Here is an 18,685-nt window from a genome sequence, read left to right as displayed (position 1 = left end):
TTATTTTTTAATGACTTGTAAATTTTTTTGATCACCGTTACTATATATCATAACTACATTATACATTCCTTCGGAAAGATTCTGGAAAGAAATTTTAGTATTATCTGTATCCAATAAATCTTTATAACTGAAAATTATCTGACCTGTATTTGTATACACCATTATTTCGGTAACATGAGAATTCTCATTTTGCCATTTAATATAAAGTTCTTCCAGTACCGGATTGGGATAATACATAATGTCTGCGTATTCTGAACTTTTGGTTAATTCCCTTGTGTTTTCAACAGAAGATGTTGAATTAGATTCAGAATTAGAGGTTCTACAACTAATACAAATCAATTCTCTCTTTGTTTGATTACCAGCGTTATCATAGCTAAAGGATAATGTGTGTTGCGAATACGATACTGTTGAAATTAACAGAAACACAAAGAAGTGTAAATATTTCATTGTAAGATTTTTTTTATTTTCGTGCAAACATAATAAAAAATAATGAAAGAATTTACCTCTTTATATTATCATAATAATATAAGGTTGAGTACTGTAGTAAATTTTAATAATGAAACTATTTTAGTACATAGTTTAATAACTTGTTAATTGTCGGAAATAATCAATTAGGTGAAATGTTTTTTGTGGTGTCGTGAATAATAGTATTCATAAACCCAATCTAAGCGCATTTATTTAGGCTATTTCCTGCTATCGACTGTATCTGCCCTTTGGCTTTGCCGGGTAGGATGCCGCCTCTATCAGGGCTAGGCATAAACGTTAGCGTTTTCTTTAAAATTATAAAAAACAAACCCCGGGCAGCGAAAGCTGCCCGGGGTTCTTAGTTATTGTGGTTTTCTCTTTGTTTATCTCTTCAGTGAGAAATGCGATTTAAATTCTTTGGTTGCCGTTGTGGTGCCATCAAACTCAGGGTAGGTCACCGTGAACCAGTAGTCCGTTGCCGGTACCGGGGTACCGTTTAGTGTTCCGTCCCATCCGCTGCTCTCAAGGTCCGGGCTTATCTGTTTGATAAGCTTGCCGTAGCGGTCAAAGATATAGATCACCGATCCTGTACCGCTTAAGCCTATGATGTTCCACGTGTCATGGAAACCATCACCGTTAGGGGTAAAGAAGTTAGGGTAGTCTACAATGCTTACTCCATTTAAGACCAGCTCCTGGCATGGAAAATCTGTTTTCTCATCCCATACCGTTACACTGTGGTAGCCCGGGGATACATTGGTGAATACAGGAGATTCCTGCCTTGGGCCGTTATCCAGCTGGTAGGTGTACTCCCCGTTTCCTTCTATGGTTACCGTTATGGTCTGGTTATCGCTAAAGTAGTTGGTTACATAGTACCCCTGGCCTATTGCTGATGCCTGCCCTGATTCGATTACCGTAAAGCCTGCCGATTCATCCGACACACATTCCAGTGGCGCAGGGCCCGTTACTACTACGGTGTATACGCCGCCTGTTTTGGCGATGTAGCTTCCTGAGTCATCACTATCGGTTAGCAGTACCCCGTCTTTGTACCAAAGATAGGTGTGCCCGTTTGGTACTACACCACTGTTAAGTTCCAGCTCGCCTTCGCTTGCCCCCCATTCGATACATACTGTATCGCTGCCATCTGCTGTGGTGATAACAGGCTCTGCCCTGCGCTCTACCCTTAGGGTTACCGTAGTGGTGGCACTGCATGGAGTGTCCTGTACCGTATCGCTGTTGGTTACTACGATCCAGATCACCTGGCTCTCCGGAGTCTGGTTGGTATAGTTTTCAGGGTCTTGTATCGGTTGCGGTGCAGGTACTGTAGACGGGTCAATATCGTAATAGCTTACAAGGAACACAGCCGGGTCCTGAGCGCCAAGTACTTCAGGTGCAAGTAGGGTTAAATCCCATCCTGAGGCCCTGCCGTCATTCTGGTCGTCGGTATCACATACCGCCGCAGGGTCTGCCACAGGGTTGGCTACTGCCTGCTGCTCTACGATAAGCTAAGCTCTTTTACGATCCTGCACCCTGTGTCGTTGTTAACTACTTCTATGTATACCGTTGCACTGCCTGTTACGACATACCCTGTTATTGGCGTGGCACGTGTGGTAAGGGCTGCATCGCTAAAGTAGCCTATAGTGTAAATGGTACCTGTATTACCGCCAAGGGCTGTCTCTACATACTCCTTCAGGTTAAAGGCTGTCGGGGATGCAGGGGTGTCGTTACAGATACCATAGTCGGCAAGGTCGGCTATCGGTGGCAGTGGGTTCACTATTAGTTCAAGCTCCACTATCTGGAAGCACCTCAAATCAGATGGGTTATTGGTATTGGCCTCAACCCTTACCCATACACTGCCACTGGCACTGTTGTGGCTGGTTGGGTCAGGTATCGCATTGGTGCCTGCCTGGGCATCCTCTTCTGTGGTATAATAGCTGAACAGGTAGTTAGTACCGTTGTTGCGGATATCATCCTGTGCAAGGGTCAGGTCAAAGGGCTCACTGCCTACCTCTGTAGTATCCTGGTCGCATACCTCAAGTGGGGCTGGGTTAAAGTTGGGTACAGGTAGCGGAAGCACCCTTATGGTTAGGGTGGTATAGCTAACACACCCTTGGGTGGTGGTTACCCTTACCCAGATCGTTCTTGGGTTTTGGGCTGCTCCATTGCTGTCTGTATTTACATACGCCTTAGGGTCAGCGATTGCCACGGCGGTGCTGTCTGTTTTTGGGTCGGTGGTAAAGTAGTCTACAACGTAGTCCATGCCTACCCCATCAGGGCCCAGTATCTCATCGTCTTTTTGTGTAAGGTCAAATTCTGCAATACCGTCATTTGGCAGTGCCTCGTTACATACGGCAAGGGGTGTTGGGGTTACCAACTGGTGTGGCTTGTTGATATGGATGGTAAAGCTCGTAAGGCTATAGCAGCCTGCGGTATTCTCTACCCTTACCCAGATCACCTGCCCATCCCTGGCAATGTGCCTTGCAGGGCTGGCAATACCGTTACTACCCGCATCAGCATCAGCCTTGGAAAGGTAATAGGTGATTGTTACTTCCACAGGGGCTACTGCTTCTTTTATCTGTGTTTCATATACTGTAAGGTCTGTCCTTAGCGCCCCGTCCTGCCCATTGTTGTCGGTATCATCACAAAGGGTGATATCCTGTAGCTTTGGTGCCTGCGGTGCAGGGGTTACTATAAGGGTAACCGGGAATGGCGTGGTGTTAAAGCAGCCTGTGGTACCACTCACTGCCCTTACCCAAAGGGTTTGTGTGCCCGGGTGGTCATTCCTGTAGTCGGTCGTGTTGCCGATCGGGTTGGCCCCCGATAGTGCTTCCTCCGCCGTTAGGTGGAAGGTAATCACAAGGCTCGCATCGCCATTGGCAAGGACCTCTTTTAAGGCTTCAAGGTTAAACTCACCGATACCGTTGCCATCGGTATCACATACCGTTAGATCATCCTGTGAGGGAAGGGTTAATACCGGCTGGGGCTCTACCCTGATATCAAGGTAGCCAAGCCTAAAACAGCCTGTAGTGGTTACCGTAAAGCGCACATAAAGGCTCTGTACCTGTGAGGTGTTCTCATACGCCTGTGTCTGTTGGTCGGTAAGGGCATTGGTGTTCCCTTGCGCATCGGCAAGGGTGGTATGGAAGCTTACCTTTACTCCGTTTAGGTTTTCATCGGTGATGAAATTATCGATGGTAGTAGTAAGGTCAAAGGTCTCTTTGTTGGCCGGCAGTGTGGTATCACACAGCGAGTAGCTGTACTCATTGGTGATAAGCACCGGAAGTGCATTCACCACAAGGCGTACCGGTACGATATAGAAACAGCCTGTGGCTGTATTGGTTACTTTGGCATATACTATAGCTGTTGCCGATGGGTAGTTGCCCGGTGTACCGATAAGGCTGGCAGGTGTAGCTGCAGCGTCGGTGTAATAGTCTACCGTGTACTGCGCAGGGTCTAAGCCTGCAAGTATCTCAGCACTCTGGCTGTTCAGGTTAAAATGGGCTATGCCATCACTATCGCTGGTACCGTCATCACACAGCGCATAAGGCTGCGCAGGGCTGTGTGCATCAGGCCTTGGGTTTACGATCAGCACAAGGGTTAGAGTATCATAGCAGTCCGTAAGGTCCGACTGTACCCTTAGGTACAGGGTCTGGGTACCTACTACGATATTGTCATAGGCCTGGGGCGACGGTATCGCATTTACATTTAGGTCGGCATCGCTCTGGGTCTCAAAGGCACTTACCGTTACATCGGCAATAGCAGCCTCAATAGCCTGCATTGTAGGTACAAGGTTAAACCTTGCAAAGCCGTCGTTGTTATCGTCACACTCTGCAATGGGTGCAGGGGTGGTGGCTATAGGTGCCGGGATGACCCGTAAAAGAAGCTCAACCACTGTAGCACATCCTGTGAGGGTATCTTCAACTCTTGTATATACAATCTGATTGTCAATTCCTTCAAATGCGGTACTGCTTACAGGTGCTGTTGTACCACTTAATGCATCAGCCTGATTATCGTAATAACTTATAGTATAAGCAGGATTAAGCGATATTTCATCATTTTTTAACAACAGGTTAAAGGTAGCTCCTGTGAGAGAATCACTGCATTCAACTAATGGGGTTGGTGTGTTGGCCTGAGGAGATACTACATTAAATCGTACCTGACCAACTGCTACACAAGATTGAGCAAGATTGTAACTCACCCTAATGTATATAATCTGCCCGTTAGTTGCGCTATATCCATCGGCAATAGCATTATCTCCCGTAACGGCATCAGCCTGTAATAAATGGTAGGTAATAGTGTAATTGGCTAAATCAGTGTCCTGAGTCACTGCAGGATCAAATAATGCTAGCGGCTGCAATGCCTGATTTGTCAAATTACTTGCAATACCAGCAATAGTTACAGGTGCAGTGTTGCTACCCTGGGTAGCGCATACTGTATAGTAAAACGGGTTGCCTGCAGGGTTTATTATTTGGTTTTGCGTAGTAGTAAGGGTAATAGAAGTTGTTTGGTAACAATCGGTTGCTGTACTATTAAAAATGCGGGCATAGATCGTAGTATCGCCGGAAGTGTAAGTTTCCGGTGTTGTTATTTCTGTGCCTGTTGTACCGGCATCGGCAAGAGCTGACGTAGTGTAATATTTTACATCAAAAACAGCAGGATCCTGATTGCCAAGTATAAGAGGGGTGTTTGCAGTTAAATCAAATAGGGCAGTGCTGCCGATACCACAAGCTTTTAAATTTTCTTTGCCATCAATAACAGGCGAAGCATTTCGTATCGTCTCAAACTCTGTAAAAGAAAAACATCCTGTAAATGTATTGGTAACTTTAGCAATTATAGTTTGCGAATCGAGCGAATGTGTAATAGAAGTAACTGCAGTATCATTATCTAAATCTTCCTGTGAAGCATAATAAGTCACGGCAAAATCTATAGCGCTCTGCCCGTTTAAAATAGAGGTGGTTTGCTGTGTAAGGTCAAAAGTTGTTGGGCCGCCTGTTGTGCATGCAACCATTTCTGCTGGCTGGTTAGCAACGGGTACGGGTAATATCGTTATATCTTTACTAAGATGTATAACAGTACTATTGGCATCAATAAAAAAGTCGACTTCAACAGTATAGGTTCCCGGCAAGGCATATGTATGTGTTGCATTAATATCGGCAGAAGTTGTTCCGTCGCCAAAATTCCATTGGGCACTAACTATATTAGCATTTATGGTAACTGAAAGATTGGTTGGGGTCTGGACACATAAATTTTCAACTTCAATATCTTGTTTAAAGAAAGATTGTATAAATGGAGGCAGTCCTAAATCACTGTTCCTGCCTCCCAGAGTTACACCAATATCCTGAAAATTACATGCTGCACCTAAGTTATTAGGTGAATTTATAACGGCAAGGCTGGTTCTGCCGGAGCCGTTTTTTGTAACGTAAATTTTCCCGTCAAGTGCCACTTGTAGAGAAACATACTGACCACCTGCGGCAATAACAGTTCTTGTTGCTTTAATGGCTTCTAATGTTCCTGGTGTAATATCATACTGAAATATATCATTTGAAAATGTGGTAAAATAAACCCGCTTACTATCGGGAGAAAATTCAACCCCATAACCTGCATCTGTGCTGCTTAGTTTCATCGGGTTTGAAACCACGCCCGTTGCATTATTAAAATCAAACAATTCAAAGTCTGTAACTACATTTTGTTTGGCAGAGGCCAGTTTTTTTCCATCCGGAGATGCTTTTAAATAGCCTATTGCAGAAGATCCTCCAATACCTACAAACGATCCTGTAGCACTAATTACAGGTGTTGGGTTAAGCCCCGAAGGAGAAACTAAAAATGCGATAAATCTATTACTGTCCATCCTGTGGCTTATAACCCATATGCTTTCACCATCGGCATGCCTAACAGCCGTAACTTTTTCGGCAACCAGATTAGGATTATCCAGGCGAATATTTTTCTCTGATGTAACACCGCCAAGTCCGCCATCAAGTGTCATATCTACTACGGAATAGTTAAATCCGGCGTTTCCTGCCTCTGCAGGTACAGTGAAAATATAATATTTATTTATATTTCCTGGGGCAGGCACAATCATGGCCGATTGCGTACTTGAATTATGGCCTAGTAAATCTGTGCCATTCATCATTACCCCGTGATTACGGTTATAAACGGTAGTGCCATCAGAATAAAATTGTAGTGCCCCATCTCCTGTAGAGATCGTAGCACAGCCTTCTTTTGTAACCAATTGACCATCTAAAAGAGGTGTTGGCGGTGAAGTATTAAAGCTTAATCCTGCATTTATTCCAAAATACCAATTGGCTGCTTCTTTTTGGGCGAATGCTCCACAAGAGCATAGTACCGCTAAAAAGCAAAGGTAAATGCGGAATCGTTCAACATTTTTTGTAACTGATTTCATAGCTTTTTTTATCAATTATATAACGCATAAACCTGGACTGATAAATCAATCCAGGCTGCTTCCTAAAACCTACTGCAATTTCTCACTGTAAAAAAGGAACCATTTCTTTGTTATACCTGCCCGCTTTATACGGCAGTCTAAAGCAATACTATTGGGTGTATTGTTTTATATGTCTTATTATAACAGTATTAATTCTCCCTGTTAATGTAAATCCATCCTGTTTTGCTTTCACCATTTTTGCGCTCTATCATATAGAAATAGGTGCCGGTAGGTAATTCTTTTCCGTTACTCTGTTGCCCTTCCCACTGGTTGGTATAGTTTGCCAGGCTGTATACTTCTTTACCATATCGGTTAAGGATAATAAGCTTAGCTACTTCAAGGTGTGTAAGGTCAAAGTTGTCATTTTTAGTATCACCATTCGGCGATATACCTTTTTGGATATCACAATCTCTTGTCAGAGTAATACCTGCTAAAGCAAAGCATCCCGAAGCATTTTCTGCACGTACATATGTAATACCGTTGGCCGTATCTGGGCTGTACTCTTCAGGATTAGAAATTGTATTATTTGCTGTAGCAGCATCAGCTTCGGAGGTGTAGAATGTATAGGTAATACCCGATTCCGCTTCAATAGCATCATTAAGGTTGAAAGGCGAACATCCTGCAATGGCTAGATCTGAAGGAAGTTCAACGCCTGCCGATTTATTGATGGTAACTTCGAATACGTTAATACAGTTTGTATTTATTCCGCGTACGCGTACGTATAGCAGCTGTCCGTCATTGGCAATACCAAAGTCAGCTGCATCAGCTATTGCATTTGTTTGTGCTAAAGCATCATCCTGGCTGTTATAGTAGGTTACTTCTACTGTATTTGCAGGAACACCAAGTTGAGAAACAACATTGGTAAGATTCACAGTTTCACATCCTTCTACCGCTAAGGCTGCCGGAGGTGTAATACCAGGATTAAGATTTACCGTTACCGCAGCTGTACTGATACAGTTTGTAGCAGTTTGTACAATGCGAATGTAAACTGTAGCTGTAGTGCCTGTTAGAGTATAATCAGTACCATCCATACCACCGGTTCCCGTAATAGCATCAGCTTCATTGTCGTAGTAGGTTACAATGACATCTGTTGCAGGTACTCCAAGTTGATTTGTTACTGATGTAAGGTTTATAGGAGAACATCCAACTACTTCAAGCGGGGCAGGAGGTGTAATGCCGGGGTTCAGGTTTACTGTTACCGGAGCAGTGCTTATACAGTTTGTTGACGTCTGTACAATACGAATATAGACCGTAGCTGTCTGGCCTGTTAAAGTATAAACTGTTCCGTCGATAGCGTCGGTTCCTGCTATAGCATCAGTTTCATTAGTATAGTACGTTACTGTAACATCTGTGGCAGGTACGCCTAGCTGAGTTGTTACGCCTGTAAGATTGATAGGTGAACACCCAACTACTTCAAGCGGGGCAGGAGGTGTAACGCCAGGGTTTAGGTTTACTGTTACGGGAGCAGTACTGATACAATTTGTTGACGTTTGTACAATACGAATATAAACCGTCGCTGTTTGTCCTGTCAAAGTATAAGCTGTCCCGTCGATAGCGTCTGTTCCTGCCATAGCATCAGCTTCATTAGCATAATACGTTACTGTAACATCTGTAGCGGGTACGCCTAGCTGCGTTGTTACAGATGTAAGGTTGATAGGTGAACATCCAACTACTTCAAGTGGAGCGGGAGGTGTAACACCCGGGTTAAGGTTTACCGTTATCGGTAAATAGGTAATACATCCTGTAGCTGTTTGTGTTACGGAAATATAAATTCCAGCAGTTTGTCCCACAAGCGTATAAGCTTCCGGAGCTGTTATTTCATTGGTATCCTGTTCTGCATCTGCCAGGGTAGGATAGTATTTTAGTGTTACATCTGTTGCGGGTACTCCTAAGTCGTTGCTAACCTGAGTAAGGTTTATAGGTGAACAACCTATAGCTTCCAGTGGAGCAGTGGGCACTATAGGGGCAACAATAATAAGATCAAAATTTGTTACTGCGTGACATCCTGTTGCATTGTTTGTTACCCTTGCATAGATAGTTTCTCCCTGAGACGGGTAAGCTGTAAGATCTCCTGTAATTGCTGCATCGCCTGCATCAGCATCAGCTTGGGTGTTGTGGTATGTTACTGTAAAGTCTGCTTCGTCCTGTGTTCCAAGAATTACCGCATTTTGTGCAGAAAGATCAAAATTGTAAGTGCCTGTGCTTTGCGGGTCGCAACCGTTAACATCGGCAGGCGCTGTAGCGGTAGGCAGTTCTGTGATTACAACCTGGTTTGTGGCTGTTTGTGTACCGCCATTACTGGTAATGGTAGCTGTTACTGTGTAAGTTCCAACAGCGCTATATACGTGTGTAGGCAATAAATTTGTAGATGTATTGTCGGTACTTGCCGTGTCTCCAAAATCCCATGTTATGGCAGTTACACCGGGAATACGGATAAGCGAAAAGGTAGTAGCATCGCCTATACAAGTATTTTCGAATAAAATACCCGATTCAAAATACGTTTGTATAAAGTTAGGAAAAGCCTGTGTTGATGTAGCTGATACCGGACTTGAATTCTGATATGAAAACCCTGCTGCTACACCTGCATTATTAGGATACTGGATTACGCTATGATAATCCCTGTTATTGTGCGCCATATAAATTTTGCCATCAGGCCCTGCCTGCAAACCGTAAAAAGTTTCCAGGAATTCTACTTCTCCCAGAATAACTTCGGTATCTCTAATTTCCTGATCGCTGCCTGCTGTAAGGTCATACTGGTATAACCTTGAGCGGGATTCTATTTCTGTTACATAAATTAGTTTGCTATTTGGCGAAAATTCCAGACCCCAAACACTCGAAAAAGAAGAAAACCTGTCAGCAATAGAAAGTATCGGGCCTGTTATAGCACCTGTTGTATTATTAAAATTGAAAACTTCAAATACATTCGGACCAACGCTACCCTGGCTGTGAACCAATGCTATTTTAGATCCGTCGGGCGAAATTTTCATTTGCCCGTCTTTAAACTGATGGAAAGCCTGACCCAGTTTACTTACAACAGGTGTAGTTGTAATACCTGTTTCTGTAACAAGAAAAGCTACAAACTCATCATTTTCTGCCGGAATGGCGTTGTTTGCCTTATGGCCAACAACCCATACCTGTTTTTCATCGGCGTGGTATACAGCAGATAGCTTTTCGGCTACTCCTTTGGGTTGTAATGTTTTTTTCTTTTGTCCGCTAACTACGGCACCAAGTCCGTTATCAAGGGTAATGTCTACTATAGAGTAAAATATACCGCCATTACTGTTGCTTTTGGCTACAGTAAACACATAATATAAATTTGGGTTACCGGGGTCTTTCACAATAAGGCCACTTTGTGTAGCTTGTGCACCACCATTTGTTATACCTGTACCATTAACCATAGTAACATGGTTTTTATTCCAAATCTGCTGCCCGTCCGTATAAAACAGAAGTTGACCGTTAGCATCTGATACTGTCCCTCCTCCTTTGTCTCCATACGATACACCATCTACAGAAACTGCCGGCGGTGTTGTAGCAAAATCGAACGCTTTTGGTCTGCCCATATACCAGCGGTATGCTTCTTTACCTGTCCATAGTCCGCTCTGAAACTGGGCATGCAGAACTTGCCCGCCTAACAGCATGCACAATCCGCATAATTTGATTAGTAAAAGTTTTTTCATAAAATGTAGTTAGTTTTGAGTTTGCCGCCAAGAAGGCCAAATACCTTTTGTTTGTTCAACAAATATTAATATATAATTAACCCTTCGTTAAAAAAGCCGCGGAAAAAACAAGACAAACGTTTGGTAATAATAAGACAAGTGTAATTTTATTATTCCTAATGGGTTGATAATAAAATTATTATACTGTTTGTTCTGTAATAACATGAGTAGATACTATTTAAATATGAATTTTAAGATTTAAATAGATTTCAAGAGGAATCTGAATTAAGAAATAGCTAACAGATAATCAAAAAGTGATTCATCCGAACTTAGGTTCATTTTTTGTAATAATCTTTTTTCTCTCCTTCTGCACGCATCTGGTGTAATGTTAAAAACCATAGAAAGTTCTTTCGCATCCAGGTTCATGTACACATAACAGATAAAGCGAATATCTTTTGCAGTAAGGTTTGGGTGTTTTTCTTTAAGGGTACTTAAAAAAGCTGGATTAACCATTTCGAAATAGGCAATAAAATCATCCCATTCGCTATCGGTTTTAATGTAATTTTTAAGTGCAGCCATTCCTTTAGAGACATCTTTGCTCTTGGTTATATCCGGAATTTCAGACAGCGAATTGATAACTTCCTGTATAAGTTCGTTACGACCGGAAAGGTAAAGTGCCTTCGCGCTTAGTTTTCTGTTCTTTTCTGCAATGCTATTATTAAGATTTTCCAGTTCCAGGGTGTAAATCTTTTGCTGATTTTCGGCAATAATTTTTTCCTGTTTCTGCTTAATGATTCTTCCTTTTTGAGATCTGTAAATAAAGAAGAATAACAACAGTCCAAAAATAATGAGTATGATAAAGATGTTACGCTCGGCAACCTGTTTCTCTCTATTGATCTTTAATTCATTCTGGTATTCCTGAACTTTCGATTTTATCTTATTTATTTCGAAAAAGCCTTTGTCCTTAAGGCCTGCAGCCGAATCTTTTGTGGCGATTACCGAATCTTTATATTGAAAAGCAGCGCCAAAATCTTTTTTCTGAATGTATAATTGCGAAAGCTGGTTGTATAAATCCATCCTTCCCTGAAGCTTTGGTGTATATTTTACACCCTGTTTTGCAAAAGCAATAGCTCGGTCTATATCATTTTGCTTTGCATAAATGCGTGTAAGAAGTTCAATAACATAAGGGTAGGCGTCGTTGTCCTTTTCCGGGCCTATTTCTATAAGAAGTTTTTCGAGTATGTTTTTAGCTTCGGCTATATTGCCTTCCAGTAAAAAGGTCTCAGCATAATTTAGCTTCCAAAACCTGTAGAAGGCGGTAGGCATATGCATATCTTTTACATCAACAAGGTATTGCCTGGCCTCTTTAAAATCGCCAAGTTTATTATAATTGTCGGCCATATTGATAGCTAAAAATAACCTGCTTTGCCCGGATTGTTTACTCTTATCTTCAGAATAAGCCTTCTTGTAATATTTTATTGCATTCTTATAATCTTTCTTGTAGCCGTAAACATTACCAATGTTGTTAATAGCTATAGATGCTTTTTTACGATCGTCTTTCGCAATGTTCAGTGCCAGGAAATAGTATCCGAGTGCTTCTTCATAATTAGAGAGGTTAACATACATAACCCCTATATTTAGTTCTATATAAAAAAGTTTGTCGTTTAGTTGCTTGTTTTGGGCAATTACTTCTGCCTGTGTATAATACTCGAGCGCTTTTACATAATTTCCGGCTAGATTTTCTTTTTCACCTTTATCCATTAACCGTTGACACTCCTCTTCCGTATTAATGTGCTCAGAAGCAGCAGCAAAAAGGCAGGAAGTAAAAAAAGCAATAATAAAGAATAGCTTTTTTAGATGGTTAACTTTAATCATGAGGATCTAATAGTTTTATGCCGCGAATAATAGTAAGTAGGCAAATATAGTAAACCCCTTTATAAGAATAAGACTCTTTTTTGTTAAGTATTTGGCATTTCGGCAGGCTGGGCTATTAGGCTTTTCTATAAAAAAACCATCCGTTGTAGCGGATGGTTCTGAATATTTTAAAGGAAAGAATTTTATAAAAGCTGCATATCCTGAGTTTCTCCCTGAGACGCTTTTCTTACGTTAATTACCGTACCGGTTTCATCTATTACAAAAGCAACAAATTCAATTTTTGAAGCGTTTTCTACAGATTGTGGTACAGGTACATTAAACGATTTTGTGTACGTATTTGAAAATACAGTCTGATCGGCTGCGATATCTTCACCTAATATCGGCGTAAGGCAGGCTCGTAATACATGGTTGTGCTCAAAGTCTACCAGAAGTTTCTTGCCTTCATAGTACGAAGTGTAATTATGCTGATCATGAATAAGTCCATTTTCAAGTACATACACTACCAGTTTAATGTTGTTGGCAAAGTTTTTACCAAACGTTACATTTACATCAAGGTTAATATTTCCGTTATTTACTTTAGATTCCATAGAAAGTCCCAACTTAGGATTAACACCCTGTGTAAGGGCGATAATCTGGTCTATCTTGTCCGGTTCAGGAAATTCCCATTGTATGGTCCTGTTTAGAAAACCTTTAGGGTAGCCTTGTGCGCTAAGTGTTTTTTCAAGCTCTGAAGAATCATAAGTATACGGGTCATAACCGGTATCAGACGGATTTTTACCGGGTCCATGTAAAGCAACTGCAACCGTGTTTTCGGTTTGGCTATGTACTTTTTCAATACCATAAGCCACCCTTGGACACCATCCGCACCAGACACCTGTATAATCTTCTATCAGGACATTTTTCCTAAAGTTTATTTCTGTACCATCATGAAAATAGATCAATGACGGAACCGATTCAATAGAAAAATACACAGCCTTAACAATATAACTTCCGGCCTTTTCAGATGTAAAAGACTTATCTTCTACAAGTACGTCGTCTACATATATGGCTGCGTCTTCAGTAACGTCGTTACCGTTGCTGTCTGTTACCTTAAAGGTTATTGTAGACCCCATTTTTTTTACCGAGCTATCTGCCGTCAGACTTATGTTTTCCTGAGATTTCAGTATTTCATAGTCAGAAGAGCAACCCAGAGCAACTAAAAGAGTTGCAGCTATCAGGATAAAAATCTTTTTCATTGTAATTCTTAATCATTGCTGTTGTATCCTTTTGTGCGGAATACTAACTGCGGAGTATTAGTTCTTAACGATCTTAATTTGAGCTGTTTTGTTTTCTGCATTTGTGAATTTTGCAAAGTAAATTCCCGATGCAGTACCAGATACATCTACCGACTGAGAACCGCTAACGATAGCTGTTTTTTTTACAGACTGTCCGTTAATGTTAATTAGTTCTACAGTTCCGTTTTGTGTAGCGTTAATGTCAAGTGTGTTTTTAATTACAGTGCTATTTAGGCTTATTCCCATTTTTTGTAAAAGTGCAAAATCACTCAGGCCAGCTGTAGCATCATACACATATGTAAATGTAATAAGCGGTTCTCCTACCTGTGCGCCCGTGCCGTCTATCTGAATAATTCCCAGTTTATATTCAACCGCTTGTCCCGGTATATCACCTGCGTGGTTATTAAAGAAGTAATCTTGAAGACCACTTGCTCCCCCTGGAGATAGCGCTATTCCTGTACTTCCCGGAGGCGCAACCTGTCCTATAGGAGCATCATTATAACATAATTCCCCGAAACAAAACTGAACATTATTGCCTCCATCGTTGTTTTTAATGTCTATCATCTTCAACTTGATGTTTATAGCATTTGAAGATACATTAAATACCCTTAAATGAAGTTTTGCAAGTTCGCTTCCGGTACCATTTCCATTAAGAACACTGTATTTATATGTCTCGTTATTTTCAAGTTTTTGTTCTCCATTGTATACTTCAACCACCTGAGCTTGTGTTAAAGCAGTTAAGAATAAAGCAGTTGCAAGAATAATCTTTTTCATTTTTTTTAAATTTAATAGTGTAATGTGTTTTATTAAAAAGGCTATCAGTAACCGGTAACCCGTTTACTGATAGCTAAATTTTATTGCGGATTTAAACCGGCTTGAAATTATTTGATGATAAGTTTTTCAACTCTTTCGCCAGATTCTCCTTTAATTTTAGCAATGTACATACCTGACTGTAATGCACTAAGATTAATAGAGCCACCGTTTTCAATTCCTTTTGCAGTATGAACTGTTTTGCCTGTAATATCTAAAACTACTACGTCAATAGTTTCCTCTGTTGTAAAGTTGAATACTCCAGTTGAAGGGTTTGGATACACAGCAAATGTTGAAGCTTCAAATTTCTCGTTATCAAGTAATCCGTTTGTTTTGAAGGTAGCATCCTGCCATAGTTGCTGTCCAAAAGAAGAACCGTCGTGAGAAAATAGAGTAACACCATTAGATTCTATTTTAACGCCATGAGGCACTTCCGGACCTGATTGGTTATAATTCCATCCGTCGCCGTAAGCATCTTGTAGTACAACACCATAACATTCGTTTGCATTAAGCGTTGTGTAATAAGTAAATGTTTTCTCCCTGTTTGCTGCTATTGCCGGATAACTAGGAGTCTGGTATGCAACTTTGGCTACATCGCCATCATAATAGATGATATAAAGTGCAATTTCTTCAGGATATTCGTCTGTGTTAAGGGTGATTTTCACATTATTATATGACTCTACTGATGCTAAAGGCGATATATTAAATTCTTCTGAGGTATTAAACTCAGGGAATGTTGTAACCGGTGCACCATCATTTATATTTAAAAGAGTAACTTTATAATCAGCGTTAGCTTCTCCCTGTACATCGTCAAATGTTATTTTAACTGTTTGGAAACCTTTCGCGTTAAGGTCGCTAAAAGTTTGTGTAGCTACAACTTCACCATCTTTTGTAAGTTGAGCCTGCACACTTGAAAGTGCATGTCCGTAGCTTTCCACGTATGCAGATACAGGTGCTTCAGCATCACAATATCTAAGATCCTGAGTTGTTACTTTTGCCCAATGGTCAAGTCCTTCTATAGCGCCACAAGCGGTAGTCATAGATTCTGTAAGTTGCGCAGGTGTTCCTCTCTCTATTTCTTTGGCTATTCCGGGTTGTCCTGGTACACCGCTTGGGCATATTGCAAACATTGTTGGAAATCCTGGAATATCATATTGTTCAGCTACCTGATCATTGTTTATAATTAGATAAGGGGTATCTTCAGTCCAGTCGCCAAGAGGCATAGGAGGTGCAGGAACACCGGCAGGTAATCCGGTTACAGGAGTAGGTATTCCTTTAATGTGGTCTACCGGAGTTCTCCAGTCGGCCTCAATATATACAATTACTACTTCATCACTACCATTTTTTCCAAACGCATTATAAATGTCCGTTAGATAATGAGTGTTGTGAAAAGACCAACATGGCCCACACCATGCAGCAGACATGTAAGCAACTACAGTTTTTCCCTGGTCCAGGTAAGCCTGAAGTGATACTTCTTCTCCGGTAAGTACATCTGTTCCCGTAAAGTTTGGAGCCGCAACATTGTCAATTTGTGCATTTACATAAATGCTTCCAAGAAGCATCATGCCCATAAGTAATTTTTTCTTCATAGTTAGTAGGTATAATGTTATTCGGTTAAAATCTTTAAACTATAAATAGGTTAAGATTAAGTGTTTAAATTTTTCCGAAATTATGTAAAAAAATGACACTATGAAATTTTTTTTCAAAAATCGTTACCAAATGTGTTGTTTTTCGATAAAATGCCTGATAATTCTACTATTCCGATAGACTTTTAGTGCGAAAATTTGATGTTTTTTGACTTTTTATGCTGTATTTTTTATTTTTTAACGGATACATTCTTAATTGCTGTTAAAATTTTTTTAATATTGCCCACGCAACTCAAAAGTTAGTCAATAAAATTTCCAAACATGAAAAAATTAGTAGTGCTGTTTTTATTTCTTTCAGCTTCATTGTATGCCCAAAAAGAGATGCCATCTGTATCGATTAAGTCGGTAGACAACAAATCGTTTAATGTAAAAAGTGATTTCGCCGAAAAAGACAAACTTTATGTTTTTTCATTTTGGGCTACATGGTGTGTTCCATGCATTAATGAACTTGATGCCATTAACGATAACTATTCAAAATGGACAAAAGAGCTTAATATGGAGGTTGTGGCTGTTTCTATTGACGATTCACGTACTCAGAAAAGAGTAAAGCCTTTACTTAATGGTAAAAAATGGCCATACACAGTATTGCTTGATACTAACCAGGATCTTAAAAGAGCGCTTTCTGTTGCTAACGTACCTTATACAGTAGTAGTTAAGAACAAAAAAATAGTTTACATACACAATGGTTACAGCCAGGGTGCCGAAAAAGAGCTTTATAACAAACTGAAGTCGCTATAGATTGATGAAAAAATTACTTTTGTTGCTGTTGTCATTTGCAGCCGGTTCGGTATATGCTCAGGAAAATGATACTATTGAAAAGAAAGATTACGGCAAAATTTACGGTGGTTTCGAATCTAATGCCCAATGGTATTTAAATGATAAAGGGCGTAACCTTCAGCATCCCGAAGATCCGGTGCGTTCTAACAACTACTTGCTTGTTAACTATCAGCTAAAAGGATTTTCTGCAGGAGTGCAGGTAGAATCGTATGAGCCAAATGCATTATTAAATTATAACCCCGGTTTTAAAGGAACAGACCTCGGAACCTACTACGCTGCTTATAAAACAGGTAAGTTTGAATTTACTGCCGGATATTTTTACGAACAATTTGGTAGTGGTATGCTGCTTCGTGCATGGGAAGACAGGGCACTGGGCATAAATACTGCATTAAGGGGTGGGCGCATTATATTTCGCCCCAGCGATAATGTAAGGCTTACAGCACTTTACGGCAGGCAGCGAAGTGGTTTTGGTGTTGCAGCCGGCGATATTTATGGATTTGACTCTGATTTTAACCTAAGCAACTTATTTAAGTTTGAAGTTAGCGATCTTTCTTTTGGTGCAAGCTACGTAGGTCGTTATGAAAAAATAAAATTGCCCGATCCTACTTTTGATGCCCTTACAAATGCTTTTTCCGGAAGGCTGAATTTTATTCATGATGCATTTTATGCTTCTGCAGAATACAGCTATAAAGACAAGGACGGAGTATTAGGTACGCAAAATAATCTGACCAATATCTTCGTGAAGTCCGGAAATGCAGTATTGCTTAACTTTGGATATTCTAAGTCAGGACTGGGTATAGATGCAACCCTTAGAAGAATGGAAAACATGAAATACCTTTCAGAAAGGGTGCCAACTTCTACAGGCGATTTATTAACTACCAGCCTTAATTTTAACGATAAGGTACTAAATTTTACACCGGCGTTAACTAAACAGCATCACTCTAACCTTGCAAACATTTATGTTTTCCAGGCGCAGAGTAAGGTAGACTATGTAGATCCTACAATTATGAAGGCAGGGGAAACAGGCGGTCAGATCGATGTTTTTTATGATTTCGCAAAAGGAACTGCAGTTGGAGGTAAGTACGGAACCAAAGTAGCGGTTAATATGTCCAGCTGGTATAACCTTCCGGGGTCATACAGATCGGTTCCGGCAGATTACAGTACAGACTTTTTTGGTGTTGGCGAAAAATACTTCTCGGATTATAACATCGAAATTAAAAAGAGGCTCTCTGACAGCTGGCTTACCGGGTTTTACTACATCAACCAGTATTATAATAAAAAATGGCTTGAAGGTGGTGAGATCGTTAAAACCAACATAGTTACCGGAGAGGCTACTTATAACTTTACCGAAAATAAATCGATTAGAATAGAGGCAGAGCACATGTGGGCTGATGCCGATAAGAAAAACTGGGCTGGAGGTACAATCGAGCTTAACCTGAACGATAAATATTCGTTCTATGTATGGGATATTTATAATTACGGTAACGACGATAGCAGCCAGCAAACGCATTACTACAATGTAGGTGGTGCTTACCGTGTAGGTGCTACGCGTATCGCTGCCAACTACGGAAGACAGCGTGGCGGGCTTGTATGTGTGGGCGGTGTATGCCGTTTTGTGCCCGAGAGTACCGGTTTTACGCTAGCTATTAGTACAGCATTCTAAATATACTACATAAACTATCCTGCAAACCCCAATGATCATATCGTTGGGGTTTGCTTATTTAAAAAAAAGAAACAAACTTATAT

10 protein-coding genes are annotated in these 18,685 nt (G+C 40.8%); 2 read left to right on the top strand and 8 right to left on the bottom strand.

Annotated features, from left to right (window positions below):
* The 8 genes from ALW18_08535 to ALW18_08500 form a co-directional block, all read right to left on the bottom strand.
* Positions 1-447 carry a hypothetical protein gene (locus ALW18_08535; GenBank protein ID AOE52548.1) on the bottom strand — a complete coding sequence of 149 codons (447 nt, stop codon included), beginning with the start codon at positions 445-447 and terminating at the stop codon, positions 1-3.
* A gap of 401 nt (positions 448-848) precedes the next feature.
* Positions 849-1,934, bottom strand: coding sequence for a hypothetical protein (locus tag ALW18_08530; protein ID AOE52547.1), 1,086 nt, complete (start codon positions 1,932-1,934; stop codon positions 849-851).
* 23 nt (positions 1,935-1,957) lie between these two features.
* Positions 1,958-6,862: a hypothetical protein gene (locus ALW18_08525; GenBank protein AOE52546.1), complete on the bottom strand. Its 4,905-nt coding sequence runs from the start codon at positions 6,860-6,862 to the stop codon at positions 1,958-1,960.
* 188 nt (positions 6,863-7,050) lie between these two features.
* A complete protein-coding gene (locus ALW18_08520; protein ID AOE52545.1) occupies positions 7,051-10,539 on the bottom strand; it encodes a hypothetical protein in 3,489 nt (1,162 codons plus the stop codon).
* Between the two features lie 303 nt (positions 10,540-10,842).
* Positions 10,843-12,432 (bottom strand): hypothetical protein, encoded by a 1,590-nt coding sequence (locus ALW18_08515; protein ID AOE52544.1) that lies wholly within the window; start codon positions 12,430-12,432, stop codon positions 10,843-10,845.
* Positions 12,433-12,614: 182 nt separating this feature from the next.
* A complete protein-coding gene (locus ALW18_08510) occupies positions 12,615-13,667 on the bottom strand; it encodes a hypothetical protein (GenBank protein ID AOE52543.1) in 1,053 nt (350 codons plus the stop codon).
* Positions 13,668-13,724: 57 nt separating this feature from the next.
* Complete coding sequence (locus ALW18_08505; protein ID AOE52542.1) at positions 13,725-14,480, bottom strand: hypothetical protein; 756 nt, start codon at positions 14,478-14,480, stop codon at positions 13,725-13,727.
* A gap of 107 nt (positions 14,481-14,587) precedes the next feature.
* Positions 14,588-16,105 (bottom strand): hypothetical protein, encoded by a 1,518-nt coding sequence (locus ALW18_08500; protein ID AOE52541.1) that lies wholly within the window; start codon positions 16,103-16,105, stop codon positions 14,588-14,590.
* A 318-nt stretch (positions 16,106-16,423) separates the two neighbouring features.
* On the opposite strand from ALW18_08500, the gene ALW18_08495 reads away from it, so the two are divergent.
* Together ALW18_08495 and ALW18_08490 are read left to right on the top strand one after the other, a co-directional pair.
* On the top strand, positions 16,424-16,900 hold the full coding sequence (locus ALW18_08495) for a thiol:disulfide interchange protein (protein AOE52540.1): 477 nt from the start codon (positions 16,424-16,426) through the stop codon (positions 16,898-16,900).
* 4 nt (positions 16,901-16,904) lie between these two features.
* Positions 16,905-18,602 (top strand): hypothetical protein, encoded by a 1,698-nt coding sequence (locus ALW18_08490; GenBank protein ID AOE52539.1) that lies wholly within the window; start codon positions 16,905-16,907, stop codon positions 18,600-18,602.
* Positions 18,603-18,685 lie beyond the last annotated feature (83 nt).

This window comes from Flavobacterium psychrophilum, assembly GCA_001708385.1.
In the GTDB taxonomy this organism is placed as follows: domain Bacteria; phylum Bacteroidota; class Bacteroidia; order Flavobacteriales; family Flavobacteriaceae; genus Flavobacterium; species Flavobacterium psychrophilum_A.
The sequence above is the reverse complement of the archived record's forward strand: the minus strand, read 5'-3'. Positions and strand labels throughout refer to the sequence as shown.